The organism is Micromonospora sp. NPDC049047 (genome assembly GCF_040649135.1).
GTDB lineage: Bacteria > Actinomycetota > Actinomycetes > Mycobacteriales > Micromonosporaceae > Micromonospora.
The window spans coordinates 194,437-218,095 of record NZ_JBEZEY010000007.1 but is presented as its reverse complement, the minus strand read 5'-3'; the positions used below and the strand labels follow the sequence as shown (position 1 = coordinate 218,095).

The following is a 23,659-nucleotide window of genomic DNA, read 5'->3' as shown; positions in this document are numbered from 1 at the left end:
GCCGACGCAGGGTGAGTGGGCGCGGCTCAGGGCCCGGTTGGGTAGGGTCCGCCGAGTGATCTTTGCGGGCGCTGCTGACCGACGCGACCTACCGTGACCTCGATATCGCGGTGGCCGCTGCGCACGCCGGCGGCGGCGGTCGGGCTGCTGGCACTCGCCCTCACGCTCAGCGCCGCGACTATCTGCTACGACCTGACGAACTACGACGCGCTGTTCTACGTGCGCCCCGATGAGGCCGCCAACCGGAACGGCGCGGTGGATCTCGGCATCCAGGTCGTCATCCAGGTGACCTTGGCGGTGTGCGCGCTGAGCGTGGCTGGCTTGCTGCTGTGCATGGTGGGCCTCCTGCGCGGCCGCAGGTGGGCCCATGTGACGACCTGCATCCTGGCCACTCCGTACGCGCTCTGCGGCGGCCTGACTGTCGTCAACGATCCGGGCTCCTTCAGCAGCCAGCCGCAGCACGCATCGGCGCCGGCCTGGGTTCGCGTTGGCGACGCGCTGGCGCCGCCTCTGGTAGTAGCTGCGGCGATCGTCACGCTGATTCTGCTGTTCGTCCCGGTGGTGCACCGGCGCTTCCACCCACCGCAGATACCGGTGCGGCGCAGCTAGACGGGGCATGTGCCCGACTGTCTCCGCCGGCCACAGCCCTCGAGCCGGGGTGAGCGCCGGACCGGTGCGTTACCTGAGGCTCGCCTGGAGGGCGGCTTCCTTCTCCGCGACAAGCTTCTCCAGGTCCTGCTGGTAGGCCGCCATCCTGGCGCGCAACCCCTCGTCGGAGGCACCGAGGATTCGCACGGCGAGCAGGCCGGCGTTGCGGGCGTTGCCGATCGACACGGTGGCGACCGGGATCCCGGCCGGCATCTGCACGATGGACAGCAGCGAGTCCATGCCGTCGAGGTGCTTCAGGGGCACCGGCACGCCGATCACCGGCAGCGGCGTCACCGAGGCGACCATGCCCGGCAGCGCGGCAGCGCCCCCAGCCCCAGCGATAATCACCTGAAGGCCCCGGTCCGCGGCGGCCCGACCGTACTCGATCATTGCGACCGGAGTGCGGTGCGCCGAGATCACCCGCACCTCGTACGCCACGCCGAAATCGTCAAGCACCTCGGCGGCGGCCCGCATGGTTGGCCAGTCCGAGTCGCTGCCCATGATCAACCCGACAGTGGTCACCGTGGTCTCCTTCTCCACCGGGGCAGTCACTCCCGCCCCTCGCGCAGCCAGCGGGCGGCCCGCGCGGCGCGCGCCCGTACGTCGTCCAGGTCGTCGCCGAGCACCGTGACGTGCCCGATCTTCCGGCCGGGCCGTACCTGCTTGCCGTAGAGATGCACCTTGGCGCCGGGCTCGGCGGCGAAGAGGTGGTGCAACCGCTCGTCGATCGAGATGCCGCCCGGCTCGCCGCCGAGCACGTTCGCCATCACCACCACCGGCGCGGTGAGCCCGGTGTCGCCCATCGGGTAGTCCAGCACCGCCCGCAGGTGTTGCTCGAACTGCGAGGTCCGGGCGCCCTCGATGGTCCAGTGCCCGGAGTTGTGCGGGCGCATCGCCAGCTCGTTCACCACGATCGCGGGGCGACCGGCCTCGTCGCGCACCTCGAACAGCTCCACGGCCAGCAGGCCGATCACGCCGAGCGCGGTGGCCAGGTCGATGGCGAGTTGCTGGGCGGCGAGCGCCAACTCCTCGTCCAGGCCGGGCGCCGGGGCCAGCACCTCCACGTTGATGCCGTCGGACTGCACCGTCTCCACCACCGGGTACGCGGCCACCTGACCGAACGGCGACCGGGCGACCTGCACTGCCAACTCCCGGCGCAACGGCACCCGCTCCTCGACGATCAGCCGGGTGCCGCCGGCCAGCAGCGTGGCCGCCAGCTCGGTGGCCTGGGTGGCGTCGTCGACCATCCAGACGCCCCGGCCGTCGTAGCCGCCGCGCGCCGCCTTGAGCACCACCGGCCAGCCGACCTGCTCGCCGAAACCGACAAGGTCCGCGGGCTCACCAACCGGCCGCCACGCCGGGTTGGGCGCGCCCAGCTCGGTCAGGCGTTCCCGCATCACCTGCTTGTCCTGGGCGTGCAGCAGCGCGTCCGCCGGCGGGTAGAGGGTCACCCCTTCCGCCGCCAGCGTCCGGATGTGCTCCGAGGGCACGTGCTCGTGATCGAAGGTGACGACGTCGCAGCCCTTGGCGAAGGTGCGCAGCGCGGCCAGGTCGGTGTGGGCACCGAGCTGGACGTCGGCGGCGACAAGCGCCGCGCCGTCGTCGGGGGCGCTGGCGAGCACACGCAGTGACTGGCCGAGGGCGATCGCGGCCTGGTGGGTCATCCGGGCCAACTGGCCGCCACCCACCATGCCGACAACAGGCAGACCGGTACGGGAATCCATAGCGCGGCCAGCCTATCCGGGCCGCCGACCGGCCTACCCGGAGGGCCGGCGACCACGTCGTCGACCGGCCTGGCCACGCCGGTGCCCGGCGCGCGAGCAACTACCGGCAGTGGCCATGCGCTCAGCCCAGCTCGGCGACCAACTCCTCGACGGAAGTGACAGGCCGCTGGCAGACGAACCCCCGGCAGACGTACGCGGCGGACCGCGCGTCGACAAACGGGCGGTCCGCGAGCAGCGGCACCCCCGGCTGGTCCGGTTGCCCGGCGACGACCACCGCACCGGGCGGGGCGTGCCGGCGGGCCGCGGCCACCAGGGGGTCCCCCGCCGGGTCGTCGGTCACCACCGCGATCTCGTACGGCCCGGAGAGCAGCGCCTCGCCGACCATTGCCGCGTACCCGGTGAACCGGGGGTGCTGCCCGACGATCGGCGCGACAGTGGCGAGCGCCGCCTCGGCGGCCTCCCGGTAGCGGGTCTCACCGGTCAGCGCCGAGTACGCCACCAGAGCGGCGATCAACGCCGACCGGCCGGACGGGGTGGCGTTGTCGGTCGGGTCGGCGGGCCGGGCCACCAGCCGTTCGGCGTCGTCGGCGGTGTCGTGGAAGGTGCCACCGGGGGCGGCGAAGTGCGCCAACGCGGTGTCCAGCAGCTCGCCGGCGAGCGTGAGCCAGCGTCCCTCGCCGGTGAGCTGGTGCAGCGCGCAGAACGCCTCGGCCACACAGCCGTAGTCCTCCAGGACGCCGGCCGGCTCGCCGACCTTGCCGTCCCGGGAGACCCGGCGCAGCCGGCCGTCCACCAGGTGCACGGTGGCCAGGTGCTCGGCGGCGTCCCGCATCGCCCCGTCGGCGACGATCGTCACGCCCTCCATCAGGTTGAAGTCCTCGTCCTGCGGAGCCGCGTACAACGCGGCCACCTGGAGGAACTCGACGATGGCGGTGATCGCCAGGCCGTTCCAGGCAGCCACCACCTTGTCGTCGCGGGCCGGCTGGGGGCGGGTGTCGCGGACCGTGAGCAGCTGTCCGACCACCTGCTGCCAGCGGGCCCGGACCTCGGGGGCGGCGTCGTCGACGTCCCGGGCCAGCCTGAGCACGCTCATGCCGTGGTCGACGCCCTCTTTTCCGTCCGGAGTGCCGCCTTGCCGCCCGGAGAGGGAATGGAGGGCGAAGGTGCCCTCGTCGGTCACCGTGAACAGGTCGGCGGCGAACCGGCCGTCCTCCTCGCCCAGCGCCTCCACCAGCTGTGCGGGTGTCCAGGCGTAGGTGAGCCCCTCGACGCCCTCGGTGTCGGCGTCCAACGCGGACGCGAAACCCTCCCCCGGCCGGTGCAGCTCGTCGGCGAGGAACCGGGCGGTGTCCCGGGCCACCCGGCGGGCCAGCGGATCACCGGTGAGCCGCCACAGCTGGGTGTAGAGCCGCAGCAGCAGCGCGTTGTCGTAGAGCATCTTCTCGAAGTGCGGCACCGTCCAGTGCGCGTCCACCGAGTAGCGAGCGAAGCCGCCGGCGAGCTGGTCGTAGATGCCACCACGGGCCATCGCCTCGGCGGTGTGGCGGGTGATCTCCAGGCTGCGTGGGTCGCCGGTGCGCTGGTGGTGGCGCAGCAGGAAGAGCAGGTTCATGTGTGGTGGGAACTTCGGGGCGCCGCCGAAGCCGCCGTTCGTCGCGTCGTACTCGACGGCCAGCCGGCCGGCCGCGGCATCGAGCAGCGGCGCGTCAAGCGGGGCGGTGGGGCCACCCACTGCCTGCGCGCCGCCGATCGCCTCGACCACCGCGGCGCCCTGGCGCAGCACCTCCTCGCGCTGCTCCCGCCAGGCGGTGGTGACCGACTGGAGCAACTGGACGAAGTTCGGTCGCGGAAAGTAGGTGCCGCAGAAGAATGGGGTGCCGTCGGGGGCGGCGAAGACGGTCATCGGCCAGCCGCCCTGGCCGGTCATCGCCTGGGTCGCGGTCATGTAGACCGCGTCCACGTCCGGGCGCTCCTCGCGATCCACCTTGATCGATACGAAGTTGTCGTTCAGCAGGGCTGCGACCTGCTCGTTCTCGAACGACTCGTGGGCCATCACGTGACACCAGTGACAACTCGAATACCCAACCGAGATGAGCACCGGAACGTCGCGCCGCTTCGCCTCGGCGAACGCCTCCTCCGACCAGGGCCACCAGTCGACCGGGTTGTCGGCGTGCTGAAGCAGGTACGGGCTGGTGGCGTCGACGAGTCGGTTCACGTCACGACCATAACCAGCCCCGGCGCGCACCGCGCGGGCTCCACCGGACGTCCGCTACCCGGTGGCCCACGGCAGGGGCCGGACCGGCAACGGTCAGGAGGCGCCGTCGGCGCGCAGCCGGAAAACGTTCGACTCGGCCGAGTCGCGCAGCGACCCGAGCACCGCACCGATCTTGTCGGCTGGCATCGGCTTGAAGAAGTGGTAGCCCTGCGCGGAGGTGCAACCAAGCTCGGCCAGGGCCAGCCGCTGCTCGGCGGTCTCCACCCCTTCGGCGACCACCCGCAGCCCCAGCTCGTGGGCGAGCCCCACTGTCGTCCGGACGATCGCGGCGGCCTCCGGTGAGTCCGCCATCCGGATCACGAACGAGCGATCCACCTTCAGCTCGTCCACAGTGATCCGGGTGAGGAAGGTGAGCGACGAGAAGCCGGTGCCGAAATCGTCGACGGCGAGCTGCACACCCATCGACCGGAGCGTGGCCAGCACCTCGTCGATGATCTCCAGCTCGCTCATCACCACCGTCTCGGTGATCTCCAGAACCAGCCGGCGCGGTGGCACCTGATGGCGGCGCAACGCCTCGGCGATCTCCGCCGGTAACCGGGGGTCGAGCAGGCTGCGCGCCGACAGGTTGACCGAGATCGGGACGTCGAGGCCCTCCCGGGCCCAGCCGGCGGCCACGCCGAGGGCCTTGTCCAGCACGTAGCGGGTGAAGGTGCCGAGCTGCTCGCTGTTTTCCACAGGGCGGATGAAATCGGCCGGGTTCAGCCATCCGCGCCGCGGATGATGCCAGCGGATCAGCGCCTCCACCCCGGTGGGTGCGCCGGTGGCCAGGTCGACAGCCGGTTGCAACGCCAGCACCAGTTGGTCGTCGACCTTCAACGCCTCGCGTAGCTCGGCAAGCAGGGCCAGCTGATCGGTGCTGGCCGCGTCGCGGGTGCCGTCGTACGCGGCGACGTTGCCGCCGCCCTCCTTGGCCTGGTACATGGCGATGTCGGCCCGGCGCAGCAGCTCGGTCAGGTCTGCGGTGCCGGCGTCGGCCACCACCACCCCGACGGAGACCTCGATCGACATCCGGACGCCGGCCACCTCGGTCGGCGCGGCAAGTCGTTCGGCGATCTCGCGGGCCTGACGCAGGGCGTGGGCCATCGGGGCGGCCCGGTCGCCGAGCACCGGCACCGCGGTGAGCAGCAGCGCGAACTCGTCGCCGCCGAGGCGGCCGAGCAGGTCGCCGGGGCGGGCCAGCGCGTTGAGCCGGTTGGCGGTCAGTCGCAGCAGTTGGTCGCCGGCGGCGTGACCGAGGGTGTCGTTCACTTCCTTGAACTGGTTGATGTCCAGCAGCAGCAGCGCCACCGGGTGATCGTGCGCGAGTTGCCGCAGCGACTGATCGCCCTTGCCGAGCATCGCCGCCCGGTTCGCCAGCCCGGTGAGCGGGTCGTGCACCGCCTCGTACGACGAACGGGCGGTGACCAGCCGCAGCTCCCGGTGGGTAGCGGCGTCGTGCAGCGCGGCGGCGAGCGCGTCACCGAACGCGGCCACCGCGTCGCGTTCCCGGGCGTTGGGCGGGGCGGAGCGGGGGAACCGGACCCGCAGCCGACCGACCGGAGCGGCACCCACCGACAGTTCCCGGCTCAGCTCGTGTTCGTCCGGCTCGGCCCGGTCTGGTGGGTCCGTCTCCCGGTCGACGAACTGGCCGGTGGCGTCTCCCCGGTACCGGTGCCAGCGGCCGTCGGTCCGCGCCACGTCGACGTCCACGAGCTCGGCGTTGAACAGCGTCAGCGCCCCGGTGACCGCGGCACTTGCCACACCCCGTTCGTCGAGCTGGTTGAGGGCCGCGGTGGCCTCGGCGAACGCCCGCCAGGTGCGGTGCTCCTGATCGGAGCGCAGCCGGTAGCGGTAGGTCTGCTGCAGCAGCCACAACAGCGGCGGCAGCAACAGCAACCACCGTGGGTCGATTTCCAGCAGGGCGACGACCACGAGGCCGACCGCGACGTTGCCGACGAACATCAGCAGCTTGCCGCGCAGCGCGGCGAGCAACGGCGGCCCGATCGGCAGCCCGTGCCGCAGGCCCAGCGTCACCCCGCCCAGCCAGGCGGTCACCAGGAGGTAGGTCACCGACCCGGCGATCACCGCCAACGCCAGCATCGGGGTGGGCGCGGCGAGCAACGGTCGCCCGAGCGCGGTGGTCACCGAGACGGCCAGTGCCGTCGCGGCGGCCAGCGACGCGGCGATCCGGACGATCTCCAGGACCGGACGGCGGTCGGTGTGCAGCGAGAGCATCGTCCAGGCCAGGCCGGTGCCGAGTAGCGTGGCGGACGGCAGCCAGCCGGCCGGCGTCAGGTGCAGGCAGACGATCAACGCCGCCTCGCCCCAGGTGATGCTGACCATGCCCGCGGCCGAGCGGAACCGTAGCCGAGCGAGTTGGGCGAGGGCGACAACGGCGACCGCGATGCCGAAGCGGGCCGGCCCGCCGAGCGGGTCGTCGGCCGGCAGCCGGGCGGGAAGGGCCAACCCGACCGCGGCGGCGACAAGGGCGGTCAGTGTGACGGCGGCGGTGAGCACGAGCAGGCGGCCCGGTGTGCCCCGCACCCCGAGCCGGTCGAACGGGTCGCCGGCCGGACCGGAGGTCATCGACCTCCCCCGTCAGTCGACCGACCGACGATACGGCGGGCGGCCGGTGCTGTGCTGGTCATCGACGCCCCCTCCCGCACACGGCTCGGGGACTTTTGGTCCCCCGGCGGAAGGCTAAGCCAAACCGGGTGGTCGCAACAGGGGGCGACCACCCGGTTCGGCGTGATTCACGCGCTGGCTACCCGTTCCGGTGCTGCTGGTGCCCATTGGGACCGGCAGTGGATGAATCACGCCCTCCGGTCCCGTCTGTCGGATCGACGACTGAAGCGTCGGCCCTGGTCGGATCGGCCGGCCTCGCCTGCTGCGGGAACCGGTCCGGCAGGCGGCGCAGCCGAGAGTTCATGTTGCGGATCAGCAGGATGGTCGCGGCGGCCAGCAGCAGGATGAGGAAGAGGCCCATCGGCCCGGCCAGACCACCCGTGCGGGTGTCTCCGAAGTTGTTCTCCGCGAGCACCTGGGCAGCGGTCAGCATGGCGTTCCTCCGATGTGCGGTTGGTAATCAGGGTAGCTCCGCCGGAATCAGCGTGCGTGCGCCGTCTCCCGCACCCCCGCGAAGAGGTCGGACTCGGGCAGCGGGCTGTCGACCATCGATCGAGCCAGCTCGAAGTCCTCGGTTGGCCAGGCGCGGCGCTGCAACTCCATCGGCACGTGGAACCAGAAGCCGTCCGGGTCGACCTGGGTGGCGTGGGCGCGCAGCGCGTCGTCGCGGACGGGGAAGAACTCGGCGCACTCCACCCGCGTGGTGATCCGCGGCCCCTTGTCGGGCCGGTCCTCCCAGCGCTTGATCCACTCTTCGTAGGGCGACTCCTTGCCCGCGGCCAGCATGCCCTCGTGCAGCGCCATGATCTTGGCCTTGGAGAAGCCGATGTCGTAGTAGAGCTTCAGCGGCTGCCAGGGCGTGCCCAGCTCCGGGTAGCGCTCCGGGTCACCGGCGGCCTCGAATGCGGCAACGCTCACCTTGTGGCACATGATGTGGTCCGGGTGCGGGTAGCCACCCTCCTCGTCGTACGTGGTCACCACGTGCGGACGGAACTCGCGCATCAGCCGCACCAGTGGGCCGGCGGCCACCTCGACGTCCTGCAGGGCGAAACAGCCCTCGGGCAGCGGCGGCAGCGGGTCACCCTCGGGCAGCCCGGAGTCGACGAAGCCGAGCCAGGCCTGCTCGACGCCGAGGATCGTCCGGGCGGCGTCCATCTCCGCGCGGCGGATCTCGCCGATGTTGGCCCAGACGTCGGGACGGTCGAGCTTGGGGTTGAGCACGCTGCCGCGCTCTCCGCCGGTGCACGTCACGACCAGGACGTCCACGCCCTCGGCGACGTACTTGGCCATGGTCGCCGCACCCTTGCTCGACTCGTCGTCGGGGTGCGCGTGCACGGCCATGAGTCGCAGCTGCTCTGCCAACGTTGGCGCTCCTCGTCTGTGCCAGCCGGTGGACCCGACCGGGCTCGACCGGCTGACCTGCCGGGATCCTCGCCCACCGCACCCTGTCGCCGGCCTGCACCGCAGGGCATGACCTGCCATTCCTGCCGCTGGACGGGGTGGGAGGATGGACTCTGTCATTCTTGCCGATGCCGCCGACAACAACGCCAGGAGATACCCGCCGGTGACTGAGACGCCCGCCACAATTTCATCCGGCGCTCCGGTTTTTCCCGCCGGACGCTACGGCCACCGCCGGGCACCTGGCGGCGAGCGTCGTCGCAACGTGCTCACCGCGCTGGTGCTGCTGGCGCTCGTGGCGGCGCTCACCCTGATCTCGGTGCGGCTCTACCGTCAGTACGGCGATCCGGTCTACGACGCCCACGTGATCACTTACACCGACATCACGGACAACCAGGTGTTTGTCGACTTTCGGGTAACCGTGCCGAAGGGCGGTTCGGCGGTCTGCGTGCTGCGCGCCCGGGACCGCGCGGGTGCCGAGGTGGCCCGTGACGAGATCACCGTCACCGCCCAGCCCGGCGACCGGCACGTCACCACCCGGCACCGCCTGACCACCACGGCGCGTCCGTTCATCGGCGAGGTCCTGCGCTGTCGGCAACCGGTCTGAGCTGCTACGACAGCCGCCGCGACGAGCCTCGGCGGGCGCTTACCAGGGGTGTCGGATCCGGGCACCGGCGGTGATGGCCGACACGCTGTGTCGTACCGCACTGGTAACTTGGTAGTTCACCTGTCAGCCAGCCACGCACAACTGAGGAGAACGCCTGTGTCCACTGGCAACGAGGCGCCCGCCACCTGGCTGTCGCAGGACGCGCACGACCGCCTCCAGGCCGAGCTCGACGAGCACATCGCCAACCGTCCGGCGATCGCCGCCGAGATCAACGCCCGGCGCGAGGAGGGCGACCTGCGGGAGAACGGTGGCTACCACGCCGCCCGCGAGGAGCAGGGCAAGGCTGAGGGACGCATCCGCTACCTGCAGGAGTTGCTGCGCACCGCGAAGGTCGGCACGGCGCCGACCGCGGACGCGGTGTCGCCCGGCATGGTCGTGACGATCTACTTCGACGACGACACCGACGACACCGAGACCTTCCTGCTCGGCTCGCGGGAGATCGCGGCCACCACCGACCTGACCGTCTACAGCCCCGAGTCGGCGCTCGGCAAGGCGATCCTGGGCGGGCGCCCCGGGCAGACCTGCACCTACACGGCACCCAGCGGGGCCGACATCAAGGTGACAGTGGTCAGCTTCGAGCCCTTCTCCGGCTGACGTCGCCGGCTCCACCGCAGGCCCAGACGCACCGCCCCGAGGCGTGGCACCCACCGGTGTCACGCCTCGGCGGCGAAGACCACCTGGTAGCCGCTGGCCCGCAGGGCGCTGATCAAGGTGTCCGAGTGCTCCACACCCCGGGTCTCCACCGACAGCGCCACCTCCACCTCGCCGAGGCTGAGGTGCGGGTTGGCGCGCTGGTGCTCCACGTCCACCACGTTGGCCCGGTGCTCGGCGATCTGACTGAGCAGCGACGCCAGCTGCCCCGGCCGGTCCGAGCAGCGCACCGTCACCCGCAGGTAGCGACCCGCGGCGGCCAGCCCGTGCTCGATCACCCGGAGCATCAGCAGCGGGTCGATGTTGCCGCCGGAGAGCACCGCGACCACCGGCGTCTCCACCTCTACCGCGCCGGCCAGCAGCGCGGCGACGGCGACCGCCCCGGCCGGTTCGACCACCTGCTTACCGCGCTCCAGCAACATCAACAGCGCCCGGGAGATGTCCTCCTCGGAGACCGTGACGATCTCGTCGACCAGTTTGCGCACGTGGTTGAAGGTGATCTCGCCCGGCCGACCGACAGCGATGCCGTCGGCGATCGTGAAGAACGCCGGCAGCCGGACCGGCTCCCCGGCCACCAGCGAGGGAGGGAACGCCGCCGCACCGGCCGCCTGGACGCCGATGATCCGGACGTCCGGTCGCAACGCCTTCGCGGCGACCGCCATGCCTGAGATGAGGCCGCCGCCGCCGACCCCCGTGATGATCGTCTTCACCTCCGGGCACTGTTCGAGGATCTCCAGTGCCACGGTGCCCTGACCGGCGATCACGTCCGGGTGGTCGAACGGGTGGATCAGCACCGCTCCGGTGCGCTCGGCGTAGGTGTGCGCGGCGACAAGTGACTCGTCGACGGTGTTACCGGCGAACTCGACCTGCGCGCCGTACCCCTTGGTGGCGGCCACCTTCGGCAGCGGCGCGTTGACCGGCATGAAGACTGTGGCGTGCGTACCGACCAGGCCCGCCGCGAGGGCCACGCCCTGCGCGTGGTTGCCCGCGCTGGCCGCGACCACGCCGCGCTCCCGCTCCGCCGCCGACAGCCGGGAGATCCGCACGTACGCGCCGCGCACCTTGTACGAGCCGGCCCGCTGCACGTTCTCGCACTTGAGCCAGGTCGGCCCGCCAAGTGCCGCGCTGAGCGGACGGGAGGGCTCCAGCGGGGTGGTCCGGATGACCCCGGCCAGCAGTTCCCGTGCCGCCCGCACGTCGTCGAGACCGACCAGTTCCGTCATGCCCCGATCGTGCCACCCGGCCCCGGAGCCCTCTGCGGCGACACCGGCGTGGACGACGTTGATCCGCTCGACGTCGCTGCGACCGGGCCTCGACAGCGCGTTTCGCGGCCCGGGGTGGAGCGGACCGGAGTGGATCAGCCCTGGGACTGGACCTCCGGGGCCCCGAGACCGACCCGGGGGTAGCCGGGGGCGTGCCGCGCCCACGGTGCGGCCATCTCGAACTGGCCGGCCACACCGAGCAGCAGCAGCTCCGATCCCGGCGGACCGACGAGCTGCACGGCGACCGGCAGACCGTCCGGGCGACGCCCGACCGGCACCACGATCGCCGGCAGACCGGCGATGTTCCACGGAGCGGCGTACGGGGCGTACCTGATGTTGGTCGTCATGTTCGTCCGCCAGGACCGGTCGGACCAGCGGGCCGCCTCTGGCGGTGCAGTGGCCAGCGCCGGGGTGAGCAGCAGGTCGACCGAGTGGTCGGTGAAGAAGTCGACAGACCGTTGCCGCCACGCGGCCCGGTCCGCCTCCCGCACGTAGCCGCGACGCTGCGCCCACTCGCCCAACGCGACGTGCCGCCGGGTACGTCGTTGCAGACCCCGGCGGTCCAACCCGGCGGCCCGCACGTCGGTGGCGGCGGCGGCGAGCCAGGTGGCGATGCCCTGCAAGCCCAGCGCGGTGGGGTAGACCGGATCGGCCGGCACGGTGTCGTGCCCGGCTGCGGCCAGCAACCGACCTGCGGCGGCGACCGCATCGCGGTTGGGTGCGTCCGGCGCGACACCCCGCACCGGGGAACGCAGCGAGACACCCACCCGCAGCCGCTGCGGCGGGACCAGCTTCTCGGGACGCCGGCCGGCGAGCACCGAGAAGCCCACCGCCGCGTCGGCGACAGTGCTGGTCAGCATGCCGTGCTCGGTGAGGCCGAACCAGTCGTCGGCGCCGAGCTGGCAGGGGATCACGCCCCGACCCGGTTTGAGCCCGACCAGCCCACAACAGGCCGCCGGGATCCGGATCGAGCCGAGACCGTCGTTGCCGTGCGCGATCGGCACCAGCCCGGCGGCCACCGCGGCGGCCGCGCCACCGGAGGACCCACCGGGGGTACGCGTGCTGTCCCAGGGATTGCGGGTCACCGCGTTGTCGTCGTCGGTGACCGCCCACAGCCCCAACTCCGGCATCCGGGTCACCCCGAGGATCACCGCACCGGCACCGCGTAACCGGCGTACCACCTCGTGGTCGGCCTCCGCGACGTCGCCACGGGCCGCCGCAGACCCGTTCCAGGTGGGCAGGCCGGCGACCGGAGTGTTCTCCTTGACCGCCACCGGCACCCCGGCCAGCGGCAGGTTTGCCAGGTCCTCCTGCTCGTCGACCTTCTCCGCCTCGGTGATCGCCTCGCCGCCGCGGACGGCCCGGAACGCGGCCAGCTCACCGTCGGCGCGGGAGATGTACTCGAGGTGGTCGGCCACCACCTGGGTGGCCGACACGTCACCTCGGCGTACGCCCCGGGCGATCTGTTTGGCGGTCGCCCCGACCCAGGTCGCCATGATGTCCTGCACGGCCATCCTCCCCAGCGGTCAGCCCAGCGCCTGCTCCAGATCGGCGAGTAGGTCGTCGACCGTCTCGATGCCGACAGACAGTCGCACGAGATCGCCGGGAACTTCAAGCGGCGAGCCGGCAGCACTTGCGTGTGTCATCCGACCCGGGTGTTCGATCAGGGATTCCACGCCCCCCAGCGACTCGGCGAGCACGAAGAGCCTGGTGCGGTTGCAGATGTCCACTGCGTGCTCCTCACCACCGGCGGCACGGAACGAGATCATGCCGCCGAACCTGCGCATCTGCTTGGCGGCGACCTCGTGACCGGGGTGCGACGGCAGCCCGGGATAGAGCACCTGCGCCACCTCGGCGTGCCCGTCGAGGTACGCGGCGAGCCGTTCGGCGTTGTCGCAGTGCCGGTCCATGCGTACCCCGAGGGTCTTGATGCCACGCAGGGTGAGCCAGGCGTCGAACGGACCGTTGATCGCGCCCATCGCGTTCTGGTGGTACCGCAGTTCTTCCCCGAGCGCGGCGTCCGCGACGACGAGCGCACCACCCACCACGTCGGAGTGCCCGCCGATGTACTTGGTGGTGGAGTGCACCACGACGTCCGCGCCGAGCGCGATCGGCTGTTGCAGGTACGGCGAGGCGAAGGTGTTGTCCACCACCAGCAGCGCGCCCGCGTCGTGCGCCACGGCGGCCAGGGCGGCGATGTCGGCGATGCCCAGTAGCGGGTTGGTCGGCGTCTCCAGCCAGACGATCTTCGTGCGACCGGGCCGCACCGCCGCCCGGATCGCCGCCGGGTCCGAGACCTTCGCCGGGGTGAACTCCAGACCCCAGCGCTGGGCGACCCGGGCGAAGAGCCGGTACGTGCCGCCGTAGGCGTCGTCCGGGATCACCACGTGGTCGCCCGGCTGGCAGACGGTGCGCAGCAGGGCGTCCTCCGCCGCCAGACCACTGGCGAAGGCGAGCCCCACCGGCCCACCCTCAAGCGCTGCCAGGCACTCCTGGAGCGCATCCCGGGTCGGGTTGCCGGAGCGGCTGTACTCGTAGCCGAGCCGGGGCGCCCCGACGGCGTCCTGGGCGTACGTGCTGGTCTGGTAGATGGGTGGGATCACGGCGCCGGTCCGCGCCTCGGGGTCCTGACCGGCGTGGATCGCGAGTGTGTCGAAGCCGTGGGTCATTCTGGTGAGGCTAGTGCCCCGGCGGAGACGGCTGGAACGGAACCCGCGCTCCTGGGCGGGGCCGGACCCGCAGGCCCGGCCCCGCGCCCGCCGACCATCCGTCGGCGGGCCGGTCAGCCGGCCGGAACGGGCAGGACGTGCAGGGTGACCGGGCGGGTGCCGGTCCAGTCGTAGGAGACCGCGTAGACCCGGGTGCCGTTGGGCGCCCAGGCCAGCGCACCCGGGCTGAGCTCGTCGCCCAGCTCGAAGTGGGCCAGCTCGGTGCCGTCGGCCTGGAAGACGAAGACGTCCGGGTCATAGGAGGCGTCCGCTCCGCCGGCGATCCTGGTGCCGTCGCGGGACACCTCGACCGCATTCGGGTACGCGCCGGTGGGATAGGTCGCCGATGGGGTGCTGATGTCGGCGAACGGGAACGCCTGCACCTCGTACGGGGCACCGGAGGCGGTGAACACCGTGGTGCCGGTGGGGTCGAGCGCGACGTCGCGCAGGTTGCTGCCGACCGCCATGAAGGCGTTGGTCCGGGGTGCGCTCAGTGTGCCGCCGGTGCCGATCTCGTAGGCGTACACCGACGCGGGGCTCAATCCGGGCTGCCCGGCCAGCAGCACCGCGCGGTTCTGGCTCGCGGCGGTCAGCAGCGGGGCGTCGTAGAAGTCCTGGCCGGTGGCCACGCCGGTGGTGACCCGGGCCGGTTGGCGGCCGAGGTCGATCCGGCCGATGTTGCCGCCCCACTGGTCGCAGCCGTAGCCGAACCACAGATACCGCCCGGTCAACGCGAGCGACGACGGGCACTCCCCCGCGCCGGTGTCGTACCGGGCCGACTCGACAAGCGATCCGGTGTCGAAGGCGGCGATGGCGTTGGCGCTGGGCAGCGCCACGTAGAGGGTCTGCCGGTCGGCGCTGAGCAGCAGATCGGTGGGGCCGGGCAGCCCGGACAGGGCGCCGACCACAGTGCCCGTCGCGCTTGTCACCAGGACGTCGGTCGAGGAGCGGCCACCGCTGACGAAGACCCGGTCACCGGCCGACACCACATCGGCCGCCCCCGGCAGCGACAGCGGGGTGGCCGTCTGCGCGGGGGCCGCCTGGGCGGGGGCGGGGATCACTGCGGTCAGCAGCCCGACGGTCAGGGCGGCCAGCGCCACGGTCGGGCCTCTTCTGATGCGCAAGGTGCGTCCTTTCGGAGTGTCGACGGGCGACCCCGACGGCCGGGATCGCCGGGTCGCAGCGAGGTGTCTGGTCGGCGTGCGGGCGGCAGCGCGCCTCGGCCGGGCGGCACCGGCCGCGACAGCACGTCTCCCCCGTTTACTTATCCAGACCCGTCTATGACTATCACAGTCGGCGCGCGCCTGGGGGGCACCGCTACCGGTCCGCCCGCCGGGCATAGCCTGGGCCGATGAGTGGGTGCGTGTTCTGCGGAATCGTGGCGGGTGAGGTGCCGGCGTTCCGGGTCGCCGACACCCCGGACGGGGTGGCGTTCCTGGACACCCGGCCAGTGTTCATGGGGCATGTGCTCGTGGTGCCGCGCGTCCACCTGGTGACGCTTGCCGAGTTGCCGGCGGACCTACTGCCCGGCTACTTCGCGCTGGTCCAGCGCGTGGCAGTGGCAGTGGAGACCGGCCTGGGGGCCGGTGGGACGTTTGTGGCGATGAACAACAAGGTGTCCCAGTCGGTGCCCCACCTGCACACCCACGTCGTGCCACGGACCAAGGGCGACGGACTGCGTGGCTTCTTCTGGCCGCGCACCCGCTACCAGGACGACGCCGAGGCCCAGAGCCACGCGGACCGGGTGGCCGCCGCACTTCCGGGCGGGGCCTGACTCACACGGGCACGGGTAAGGAAGGTGGACCCACCGGTGTTACACGCTGGGAGAGGTACGAGAGGAGATCCCCACGTGTTTTTGCGCCGTATGAACGCTGAGATGGTTTCGCCCGACCAGGCCCTGCCGGGCCGGCCGATCGCCATGCCGGTCGCGGACCGCCACGAGGTGCTGGGCACCCCGCTGAAGGGCCCGTTCCCGGAGGGCCTGCAGGTAGCGGTCTTCGGCATGGGCTGTTTCTGGGGCGCCGAGCGGCTGTTCTGGACGCTTCCGGGTGTCTACACCACCTCCGCCGGCTATGCGGGTGGCATCACCAAGAACCCGACGTACGAGGAGACGTGTTCCGGCCGGACCGGGCACGCCGAGGTCGTCCAGGTGGTGTACGACCCCAGCAAGATCAATTACGAGGATCTGCTGAAGGTCTTCTGGGAGAACCACGACCCGACCCAGGGCATGCGCCAGGGCAACGACGTGGGCACCCAGTACCGGTCGGCGATCTACACGACCACCGACGAGCAGCGGACCATCGCGGAGTCGTCCCGCGACGCGTTCCAGCCGATCGTGAAGCGGGCCGGCAAGGGTGAGATCACCACCGAGATCGCTCCACTCGGCAGCTACTACTTCGCAGAGGACTACCACCAGCAGTACCTGGCACCGACCAAGAACCCGAACGGGTACTGCAACCACGGCCCGAACGGGCTGAGCTGCCCCGTCGGCGTGGCCCGCGTCGCCGGCTGACCACCACACCCGCACCCGCGTACTGCCCGGTCACCGGTGAGGTGGCCGGGCATTCCCGTTCGGCCCTGTGATCGAAATCCGTTGCCGAGCCCGACGAGAACTCGATAACGTGGCCGTACACGTGAAAGGAGGTGGTCCAGACTTGTATAGCAATCGGACTCGTGAGGTGGCTGTCAGCTAGCCGCTGTCCTCGACAGTGATCGGTCCGCCGCGAGGCGGGCACCAGCACCATCGTCGAGACCGTGTGGCAGCGGTGCGGCGAATCCACGACAGCCACCCGACCCCCGGGGTGCCGGCCAAGTCCAGCCGGCCCGCGCACCAGCGCGGAGCGCCCCGGGGGTCGCTCCATATCCGGAGGACCGGCGATGTCCATGCGCGAACTGGTGGTGCTGGGCACGGCCAGCCAGGCGCCGACCCGTCAACGCAACCACAACGGGTACGTGCTGCGCTGGGACGACGAGGTGATCCTCTTCGACCCGGGTGAGGGCAGCCAGCGCCAACTCCTGCACACCACGGTCACGGCCAGCGACCTGACCCGCATCTGTGTCACCCACTTCCACGGCGACCACTGCCTCGGCCTGCCCGGCACCATCCAGCGGCTCTCCCTGGACCGGGTCCCGCACCCGGTCGCCGTGCACTTCCCGGCGGGCGGCGCCGAGTACTTCGCCCGACTGCGGCATGCCACCTCCTTTTACGAGACCGCCGAGTTGCAGGTCACCCCGATCGAGGAGGACGGGCAGCGGATCGCGCTGAGCTGCGGCACCCTGGAGGCACGCCGGCTGCGGCATCCCATCGAGACGTACGGCTATCGCCTGGTCGAACCGGACGGCCACCGGATGCTGCCGGAGAAGCTTGCCGCGTACGGCATCGCCGGGCCGGCCGTCGGCGAGCTGATCCGCGTCGGGCACCTGGACCTCGACGGGCGGCGCGTCACCCGCGACGAGGTGAGCGAGCCCCGGCACGGGCAGCGGTTCGCGTTCGTGATGGACACCGGCCTCTGCGACGGGGTGTACGCCCTCGCCGAGCACGCCGACCTGCTGGTCATCGAGTCGACCTTCCTGGAGTCGGAGGCCGCGCTCGCCGCCGAGGTCGGCCACCTGACCGCGGCGCAGGCCGCCCGGGTGGCCACCGAGTCCGGGGTACGCCGGCTCGTGCTCACCCATTTCTCCCAGCGCTACGCCGACCCGCGCCGGTTCCACGACGAGGCTCGCGCGCACTTCGACGGCGACCTGATCATTGCCGAGGACCTGACCACGGTGCAGCTCCCACCCCGCCGGGTAGCCTCGGCCGGGTGACCGTCACGCTTCGCTCCGCGACCGGCGACGACCTGATGGCGGTGGGTGCCCTGCACCAGCGCTCCCGGGTCGCCGCATACTCCGCCTTCCTCCCGGTCGAAGCCCTGGCCGACCCGACACCGGAGGCGATGGGGCGGTACTGGATCGAGCGGTGGCGCTGGGAGCGGGACAACCACCGGATGACAGTGGCCGAGCGGGCCGGGACAGTTGTCGGGTTCAGTTACCTGGGTCCGGACGACGAGGACGACCCGGGCACCGGGCTGCTCAACGCCATTCATCTCGACCCGCGCGAACAGGGCCGGGGCATCGGTCGGGCGCTGATGGTGGACGCCCTGGACGCCATGCGCGCCCGGGATTGGCGTCGCGCGGTGCTCTGGGTGCTCCGGGAGAACGCCCACGCCCGCGCCTTCTACGAGCGCGGCGGCTGGACGTCGACGGGCGTGGAGCGCGAAGAGCACATCGGCACCGCCCTAACCCCCCAAATCCGCTACACCCGCCCCCTGTAACCCCCCAGCCTCCCCGCCCCCGCCCCCGCCCCCGGCCCCTGCCCTGCCCCGCACCCCAACTCCGGCGTCGATCATGGAGTTGTGGTGGGCGATTCAGGTGCTTATGCCGCTTCTGCGCGGCACCACAACTCCATGATCGACCGGGCGAGGGTGGACGAGGTTGGGGTTGGGGTTGGGGTTGGGGTTGGGGTTGGGGTTGGGGTTGGGGCGGGGCGGCGGGGTTAGTGGGCGCCTAGGTGGGCTAGGAGGTCCTGGCGGGTTAGGACGCCCTTGGGCTTGCCGTCGACCAGGACCAGGGCGGCGTCGGACTTCTCCAGCAGGCCGACGGCCTCGCTCACCGGCTGACCACCGCCGATCATCGGCAGCGGGTCGCCCATGTGCCGCTCGATGGTGTCGTGCAGGTGCGCCTGGCCGGTGAAGAGCGCGTCGAGGAGGTCCCGCTCGGCGATCGAGCCGGCCACCTCGCCGGTCACCACGGGCGGCTCCGCCTTGAGCACCGGCAGCTGCGAGACGCCGTACTCGCGCATGTAGTCGATCGCGTCGCGGACCGTCTCGGTCGGGTGCACGTGCACCAGCTCGGGCAGGCCACCCGGCTTGCTGGCCAGGGCGTCGGCCACCGTCGGCTCGGCGCCGGAGTTGTCGAGGAAGCCGTACCGGGCCATCCACGAGTCGTTGAAGATCTTGGAAAGGTAACCCCGGCCGCCGTCCGGAAGCAGCACCACCACCACGTCGGCCGGGCCGGCCCGGCGGGCGACCTCCAGCGCGGCGACCACCGCCATCCCGCAGGAGCCGCCGACCAGCAGCCCTTCCTCGCGGGCCAACCGCCGGGTCATCTCGAAGGACGCCTTGTCGGAGACCTCGACGATCTCGTCCGCGATGGCCCGGTCGTACGTCTCCGGCCAGAAGTCCTCGCCGACGCCCTCCACCAGGTACGGCCGGCCGGTGCCGCCGGAGTAGACCGAACCCTCCGGGTCGGCCCCGACGATGCGCACCCGACCCTCGGAGGCCTCCTTCAGGTACCGCCCGATGCCGGAGATGGTGCCGCCGGTGCCCACGCCGGTCACGAAGTGGGTGAGCCCGCCCTCGGTCTGCTTCCACAGCTCCGGGCCGGTGGTCTCGTAGTGCGAGCGCGGGTTGGCCGGGTTGCTGTACTGGTTGGGCTTCCAGGCGCCGGGGATCTCGCGGGTCAGCCGGTCGGACACGTTGTAGTACGAGCGCGGATCCTCCGGGGCGACAGCGGTCGGGCAGACCACCACCTCGGCGCCGTACGCCCGGAGCACGTCCTGCTTGTCCTGGCTGACCTTGTCGGGGCAGACGAACACGCACTTGTAGCCCTTGAGCTGGGCCACCAGGGCCAGCCCGACACCTGTGTTGCCGCTGGTCGGCTCGACGATGGTGCCGCCGGGCTTGAGCAGGCCGGCGGCCTCGGCGTCCTCCACCATCCGCAGCGCGATCCGGTCCTTCACCGAGCCGCCCGGGTTGACGTACTCCACCTTGGCCAGCACGGTGGCCTGGATGCCCGCTGTGACGTTACGCAGACGCACCAGCGGGGTGTTGCCGATCATGTCGACGACGTTGTCGTAGAACTGCACGGTGTGCCCTTCGTTGCGGCGCCGGCAACGACGGCCGGGCAGACGTTTCCTCGCCGCCCAGCGTACGTGCCGTCAGGGCACCAGGCCCCCGGGGATGACCGAGCTGCGGACGGCCTCCCACTTGAGGAAGCGCTCGGTCTCGGCGAGCACGCTGCCGGCCAACCACGTGATCATGACGGCGTCGTCGGCCAGCCCGAAGATCGCCAGCGGGATCTCCGGGAGCAGGTCGATCGGGGAGACGATGTACGCCGTCGCCGCGGTCATCAGGGCCAGCCGAAGGCCGCCGTCGTACTCCCCCTTGGTGGTGGCCCGGATCATCCGGGGTAGGGCGGCCAGCCGGGTGCCCAGCGACGGCCCGCCGCGTGCCCCTGCCGTCAGTGCCCGCGCCAGTGCCGTGAAGGCCGCGCTGCGCTTCAGTGTCTTACCCATCGTCGCGCTCCTCTCCGCCGAATCAGCGTGGCGGGTCGGCGCAAGTCGGCCGGCCTCTGCCCTACCGATACCCCGCCGCGTCGGTTTCCAGGCACCCCGGGTGGCAGCACGACGACAGCGGCATGTCGGGGCGGCGCGATAATGTCGCGGTATGGGGGTGGCTGATTCCGTCGTACCCGATGAACGCTGGCGGCAGACCCTGCGGTTCGCCCGCCTGGCGGCGATCGGGACGCTCGCCACCGCGGCGGCCGCGGTGGCGACCGGCGGAGTGCTGCTCGGCCAGGCCCGACAGGCCCGACGCACCATCCCGATGGCCGAGGCACCACCACCGCGCTGCGACGGGGTCTACGGCGCGAAGTTCCCCGGCCCAACCCTCACCATGGTCGTGCTCGGTGACTCGTCGGCCGCAGGCTACGGGGTGCACCGCCGTCGGGAGACGCCCGGCGCGCTGCTCGCCACCGGCCTGTCCCGCCGACTGCACCGGCCGGTGCGGCTGCACCGCTTCGCGGTGGTCGGTGCCATCTCGGCGGCGCTCCGTCACCAGGTGGAGGCGGCACTGGAGTGCCAACCCGACATCGCGGTGATCCTCATCGGCGGCAACGACATCACCAACCGGACCCCGCGTGGGCTGGCGGTGCGTTACCTCGTCGAGGCGGTGCACACGCTGCGGGACGCCGGCTGCGAGGTGGTCGTCGGCACCTGCCCCGACCTGGGTGCGATCCGCCCGATCCAACCCCCGCTGCGGTGGCTGGCGCACCGGTGGAGCCGGCAGCTGGCCGCCGCCCAGACGGTCGCGGTGGTGGAGGCGGGCGGTTGGACGGTCTCCCTCGGTGATCTCCTCGGCCCCCGGTTCGCGGCCGAGCCGACCCGGATGTTCGCGTGGGACCGGTTCCATCCCTCCGCCGTGGGGTACGCGATGGCCGCCGCCGCGCTCCTGCCGACGGTGCTGTCCGCGCTCGGCGCAGGGCAGGAACGACGGGCCACACCGACGTGGGCAGAGGGCGTACGGTCGCTGCCAGAGGCCGCACAGGAGGCGGCCCGGCACGCCGGCACCGAGGTCAGCGGCGTCCAGGTCCGGGGCCGCGACCGGGGGCCGGCCGGCCGGTGGGCGCAGTTGCGCCGCAGGGCCTTCTTCGGCGTCGGCGCGGTGCCGCAGCACGGGACCGCCCCGGACACCTCGACAGTGGAGGAGCTGGCATGAACGAGCGCAGCGAGCGGGGCGCAGCCGCCGGCCTCGCCGGCCGACTGGGTCGGGCGGCGGCGTTCTCGCTGCTCGCCGGCACCGTGGGCGGCGCTGCCGTCCTGGCGGGTGAGGCGTTCGTCGCCCGGCACCGGCGCTATGCCCAACCGGAGCTGGGGCTGGCCCTGCGGGCCACTGTCGGCCGGGCGGGCGCTCCGCCGCTGCGGCTGGTGTTGCTCGGCGACTCGTCGGCGCTCGGCGTGGGCGTCGACCGGCTGGAGGACACCATCGGCGGGCAGTTGGCCAACCTGCTCGCCGAGGGCCCGGCCGGCCGACGCGTCCACCTGTCAAGCGTCGGCGTCTCGGGTTCCCGCTCGACGGACCTGGCCACCCAGGTCGCCCGAGCCCTACTCGGTGAACGGCCCGACGTGGCGCTGATCCTGATCGGCGCGAACGACGCCACCGGGTTGCGCCGCCCCTCCGACGCGGCGGCCTATCTCGCCGCCGCGGTGCACCGGCTGCGGGAGGCGCGGGTCGAGGTGGTGGTGGGCACCTGCCCCGACCTCGGCGCGGTGCGTGCCATCGCGCCGCCGCTGCGCCAGGTGGTCGGCTGGTCCGGGCGTCGGATGGCCCGCGCGCAGACCGCCGCCGTGCTTGACGCGGGTGGCTCGGTGGTCGATCTCGCCACCGAGACCGGGCCGGTTTTCCGGGCCGACGCGGGGACGCTCTGCCACGACGGCTTCCACCCCTCCGCCGACGGCTACCGGGTGTGGGCGCACGCGCTGCTGCCCGCCATCGTCGCCGCGGCAACTGTCGCGACCCGGCGCTAGATCGTTCCGGCCAGGGTGACATTTCCCGCCGCGCCGGCTCCTTCCGCGCCATGTTACTGACGGGTTAACGTTGGCTCATGCCGATTGAGTCGTCCCGCGACGCCGTCATCGTCGCCACCGCCCGCTCCCCCATCGGCCGGGCGCACAAGGGGTCCCTGCGCGACGTCCGCTCCGACGACCTCGCCGCGACAATCGTCCAGGCGGCTCTGGACAAGATCCCCGCGCTCGATCCGACCACCATCGACGACCTCTACCTCGGGTGCGGCCTGCCCGGCGGCGAGCAGGGCTTCAACATGGCCCGGGTGGTGTCCACCCTGCTCGGTCTGGACACTGTGCCCGGTGCCACGCTCACCCGCTACTGCGCCTCGTCGTTGCAGACCACCCGGATGGCGATGCACGCGATCCGGGCCGGCGAGGGCGACGTGTTCGTCTCCGCCGGTGTGGAGATGGTTTCCCGTTACGCCCGGGGCAGCTCGGACGGGCTACCCCCGGAGGCGCAGGCGCTCGTCGGCGGCGGTTGGGAAAATCCCCGCTTCGGAGCGGCCGGCGAGCGCTCGAAGCGCCGCGCGCAGGCCGGCGCCGAGGTCTGGACCGACCCACGTGACAGCGGCGAGCTGCCCGACATCTACCTGACCATGGGGCAGACCGCGGAGAACCTGGCCCAGGTGTACGACGTGACCCGCGACGACATGGACGAGTTCGGCGTACGCAGCCAGAACCTCGCCGAGAAGGCCATCGCCGACGGCTTCTGGGCCCGGGAGATCACCCCGGTCAGCACGCCGGACGGCACAGTGGTGAGCACCGACGACGGCCCCCGGGCGGGCGTCACCCTGGACGCGGTCGCCGGTCTGAAGCCGGTGTTCCGTCCGGACGGCCGGATCACCGCGGGCAACTGCTGCCCGCTCAACGACGGCGCCGCCGCCGTGGTGGTGATGAGCGCCCAGCGGGCCGAGGAGTTGGGGCTGACCCCGTTGGCCCGGATCGTCTCCACCGGCGTGACCGCCCTGTCACCGGAGATCATGGGCCTCGGGCCGGTCGAGGCGTCCCGGCAGGCGCTGCGCCGGGCCGGCATGACAATCGACGACGTCGACCTCGTCGAGATCAACGAGGCGTTCGCGGCCCAGGTCATTCCCTCCTACCGCGAGCTGGGCATCCCGGAGGAGAAGCTGAACGTGATGGGCGGCGCGATCGCCGTCGGTCACCCGTTCGGCATGACCGGCGCCCGGATCACCGGCACCCTGCTCAACGCCCTTGAGTGGCACGACAAGACCATCGGTCTGGAGACCATGTGTGTGGGCGGTGGCCAGGGCATGGCCATGGTGCTCGAACGGCTCAGCTGAGCTGACGCCGGCCCGCCCCGCAGCTGGCGGGGTGGACC

Annotated in this window: 21 protein-coding genes and 1 pseudogene; 10 read left to right on the top strand and 12 right to left on the bottom strand. The window is 71.9% G+C overall.

What is annotated here, in order from left to right:
* The first annotated feature begins 93 nt into the window (after positions 1 to 93).
* On the top strand, positions 94 to 609 hold the full coding sequence (locus AB0B86_RS14330) for a hypothetical protein (RefSeq protein ID WP_357418072.1): 516 nt from the start codon (positions 94 to 96) through the stop codon (positions 607 to 609).
* Positions 610 to 678: 69 nt separating this feature from the next.
* On the opposite strand, the gene purE is transcribed toward AB0B86_RS14330, so the two are convergent.
* The 6 genes from purE to mca all read right to left on the bottom strand — a co-directional run bounded on the left by purE (position 679) and on the right by mca (position 8,613).
* A complete protein-coding gene (gene purE / locus AB0B86_RS14325; protein WP_357403749.1) occupies positions 679 to 1,170 on the bottom strand; it encodes a 5-(carboxyamino)imidazole ribonucleotide mutase in 492 nt (163 codons plus the stop codon).
* 26 nt (positions 1,171 to 1,196) lie between these two features.
* Complete coding sequence (locus tag AB0B86_RS14320; RefSeq protein ID WP_357403478.1) at positions 1,197 to 2,372, bottom strand: 5-(carboxyamino)imidazole ribonucleotide synthase; 1,176 nt, start codon at positions 2,370 to 2,372, stop codon at positions 1,197 to 1,199.
* 121 nt (positions 2,373 to 2,493) lie between these two features.
* Positions 2,494 to 4,587, bottom strand: a complete 2,094-nt coding sequence (locus AB0B86_RS14315) for a thioredoxin domain-containing protein (RefSeq protein ID WP_357418070.1) — start codon at positions 4,585 to 4,587, stop codon at positions 2,494 to 2,496.
* 93 nt (positions 4,588 to 4,680) lie between these two features.
* On the bottom strand, positions 4,681 to 7,212 hold the full coding sequence (locus AB0B86_RS14310; RefSeq protein WP_357403483.1) for a bifunctional diguanylate cyclase/phosphodiesterase: 2,532 nt from the start codon (positions 7,210 to 7,212) through the stop codon (positions 4,681 to 4,683).
* 178 nt (positions 7,213 to 7,390) lie between these two features.
* Positions 7,391 to 7,684, bottom strand: a complete 294-nt coding sequence (locus AB0B86_RS14305; RefSeq protein ID WP_357403486.1) for a hypothetical protein — start codon at positions 7,682 to 7,684, stop codon at positions 7,391 to 7,393.
* A gap of 47 nt (positions 7,685 to 7,731) precedes the next feature.
* Entirely contained in the window at positions 7,732 to 8,613 is an 882-nt protein-coding gene (gene mca, locus AB0B86_RS14300; protein WP_357403488.1) for a mycothiol conjugate amidase Mca, read from the bottom strand.
* A 202-nt stretch (positions 8,614 to 8,815) separates the two neighbouring features.
* On the opposite strand from mca, the gene AB0B86_RS14295 reads away from it, so the two are divergent.
* Positions 8,816 to 9,256, top strand: a complete 441-nt coding sequence (locus AB0B86_RS14295; RefSeq protein WP_357403751.1) for a DUF4307 domain-containing protein — start codon at positions 8,816 to 8,818, stop codon at positions 9,254 to 9,256.
* A 156-nt stretch (positions 9,257 to 9,412) separates the two neighbouring features.
* The gene (gene greA / locus AB0B86_RS14290; protein WP_357403490.1) at positions 9,413 to 9,910 is read left to right on the top strand and encodes a transcription elongation factor GreA; all 498 of its coding nucleotides are present in this window, start codon (positions 9,413 to 9,415) and stop codon (positions 9,908 to 9,910) included.
* Between the two features lie 59 nt (positions 9,911 to 9,969).
* Here the strand turns inward: greA and ilvA are convergent, their stop codons facing one another.
* From ilvA to AB0B86_RS14270, 4 genes are all read right to left on the bottom strand, one after another.
* Positions 9,970 to 11,190, bottom strand: coding sequence for a threonine ammonia-lyase (gene ilvA, locus AB0B86_RS14285; RefSeq protein ID WP_357403491.1), 1,221 nt, complete (start codon positions 11,188 to 11,190; stop codon positions 9,970 to 9,972).
* A gap of 134 nt (positions 11,191 to 11,324) precedes the next feature.
* Positions 11,325 to 12,743 (bottom strand): amidase, encoded by a 1,419-nt coding sequence (locus tag AB0B86_RS14280; protein ID WP_357403492.1) that lies wholly within the window; start codon positions 12,741 to 12,743, stop codon positions 11,325 to 11,327.
* A 12-nt stretch (positions 12,744 to 12,755) separates the two neighbouring features.
* Complete coding sequence (locus AB0B86_RS14275) at positions 12,756 to 13,898, bottom strand: cystathionine gamma-synthase (RefSeq protein WP_357403494.1); 1,143 nt, start codon at positions 13,896 to 13,898, stop codon at positions 12,756 to 12,758.
* A 113-nt stretch (positions 13,899 to 14,011) separates the two neighbouring features.
* The gene (locus tag AB0B86_RS14270) at positions 14,012 to 15,061 is read right to left on the bottom strand and encodes a hypothetical protein (protein ID WP_357403496.1); all 1,050 of its coding nucleotides are present in this window, start codon (positions 15,059 to 15,061) and stop codon (positions 14,012 to 14,014) included.
* Positions 15,062 to 15,288: 227 nt separating this feature from the next.
* On the opposite strand from AB0B86_RS14270, the gene AB0B86_RS14265 reads away from it, so the two are divergent.
* The 4 genes from AB0B86_RS14265 to AB0B86_RS14250 all read left to right on the top strand — a co-directional run bounded on the left by AB0B86_RS14265 (position 15,289) and on the right by AB0B86_RS14250 (position 18,250).
* Positions 15,289 to 15,711: an HIT family protein gene (locus tag AB0B86_RS14265; RefSeq protein ID WP_357403499.1), complete on the top strand. Its 423-nt coding sequence runs from the start codon at positions 15,289 to 15,291 to the stop codon at positions 15,709 to 15,711.
* 75 nt (positions 15,712 to 15,786) lie between these two features.
* Complete coding sequence (gene msrA, locus AB0B86_RS14260; protein WP_357403502.1) at positions 15,787 to 16,449, top strand: peptide-methionine (S)-S-oxide reductase MsrA; 663 nt, start codon at positions 15,787 to 15,789, stop codon at positions 16,447 to 16,449.
* Between the two features lie 365 nt (positions 16,450 to 16,814).
* A complete protein-coding gene (locus tag AB0B86_RS14255) occupies positions 16,815 to 17,744 on the top strand; it encodes a ribonuclease Z (RefSeq protein ID WP_357403504.1) in 930 nt (309 codons plus the stop codon).
* Positions 17,741 to 18,250 (top strand): GNAT family N-acetyltransferase, encoded by a 510-nt coding sequence (locus AB0B86_RS14250; protein ID WP_357403506.1) that lies wholly within the window; start codon positions 17,741 to 17,743, stop codon positions 18,248 to 18,250. Before AB0B86_RS14255 ends, AB0B86_RS14250 begins: the two co-directional genes overlap by 4 nt.
* Before the next feature lie 221 nt (positions 18,251 to 18,471).
* Here the strand turns inward: AB0B86_RS14250 and AB0B86_RS14245 are convergent, their stop codons facing one another.
* The gene (locus AB0B86_RS14245) at positions 18,472 to 19,842 is read right to left on the bottom strand and encodes a cystathionine beta-synthase (protein ID WP_357418067.1); all 1,371 of its coding nucleotides are present in this window, start codon (positions 19,840 to 19,842) and stop codon (positions 18,472 to 18,474) included.
* A 72-nt stretch (positions 19,843 to 19,914) separates the two neighbouring features.
* Positions 19,915 to 20,271: a YkvA family protein gene (locus AB0B86_RS14240; protein WP_357403510.1), complete on the bottom strand. Its 357-nt coding sequence runs from the start codon at positions 20,269 to 20,271 to the stop codon at positions 19,915 to 19,917.
* Positions 20,272 to 20,422: 151 nt separating this feature from the next.
* Between AB0B86_RS14240 and AB0B86_RS14235 the strand changes: the two are divergent.
* From AB0B86_RS14235 to AB0B86_RS14225, 3 genes and pseudogenes are all read left to right on the top strand, one after another.
* Positions 20,423 to 21,501 (top strand): annotated as a pseudogene (locus tag AB0B86_RS14235) (SGNH/GDSL hydrolase family protein); the annotation flags it as partial.
* 15 nt (positions 21,502 to 21,516) lie between these two features.
* A complete protein-coding gene (locus AB0B86_RS14230; RefSeq protein ID WP_357418123.1) occupies positions 21,517 to 22,281 on the top strand; it encodes an SGNH/GDSL hydrolase family protein in 765 nt (254 codons plus the stop codon).
* Between the two features lie 77 nt (positions 22,282 to 22,358).
* Entirely contained in the window at positions 22,359 to 23,621 is a 1,263-nt protein-coding gene (locus tag AB0B86_RS14225; RefSeq protein ID WP_357403513.1) for an acetyl-CoA C-acetyltransferase, read from the top strand.
* Positions 23,622 to 23,659: the final 38 nt, after the last annotated feature.

What these genes read in the sequence shown, in the direction of transcription:
- AB0B86_RS14275 (WP_357403494.1), bottom strand. Translation starts at nt 13,898, where the DNA reads ATGACCCACGGCTTCGACACACTCGCGATCCACGCCGGTCAGGACCCC.
- AB0B86_RS14305 (WP_357403486.1), bottom strand. Translation starts at nt 7,684, where the DNA reads ATGCTGACCGCTGCCCAGGTGCTCGCGGAGAACAACTTCGGAGACACC.
- AB0B86_RS14255 (WP_357403504.1), top strand. Translation starts at nt 16,815, where the DNA reads ATGTCCATGCGCGAACTGGTGGTGCTGGGCACGGCCAGCCAGGCGCCG.
- AB0B86_RS14265 (WP_357403499.1), top strand. Translation starts at nt 15,289, where the DNA reads ATGAGTGGGTGCGTGTTCTGCGGAATCGTGGCGGGTGAGGTGCCGGCG.
- AB0B86_RS14310 (WP_357403483.1), bottom strand. Translation starts at nt 7,212, where the DNA reads ATGACCTCCGGTCCGGCCGGCGACCCGTTCGACCGGCTCGGGGTGCGG.
- AB0B86_RS14225 (WP_357403513.1), top strand. Translation starts at nt 22,359, where the DNA reads ATGCCGATTGAGTCGTCCCGCGACGCCGTCATCGTCGCCACCGCCCGC.
- AB0B86_RS14320 (WP_357403478.1), bottom strand. Translation starts at nt 2,372, where the DNA reads ATGGATTCCCGTACCGGTCTGCCTGTTGTCGGCATGGTGGGTGGCGGC.
- AB0B86_RS14240 (WP_357403510.1), bottom strand. Translation starts at nt 20,271, where the DNA reads ATGGGTAAGACACTGAAGCGCAGCGCGGCCTTCACGGCACTGGCGCGG.
- AB0B86_RS14280 (WP_357403492.1), bottom strand. Translation starts at nt 12,743, where the DNA reads ATGGCCGTGCAGGACATCATGGCGACCTGGGTCGGGGCGACCGCCAAA.
- ilvA (WP_357403491.1), bottom strand. Translation starts at nt 11,190, where the DNA reads ATGACGGAACTGGTCGGTCTCGACGACGTGCGGGCGGCACGGGAACTG.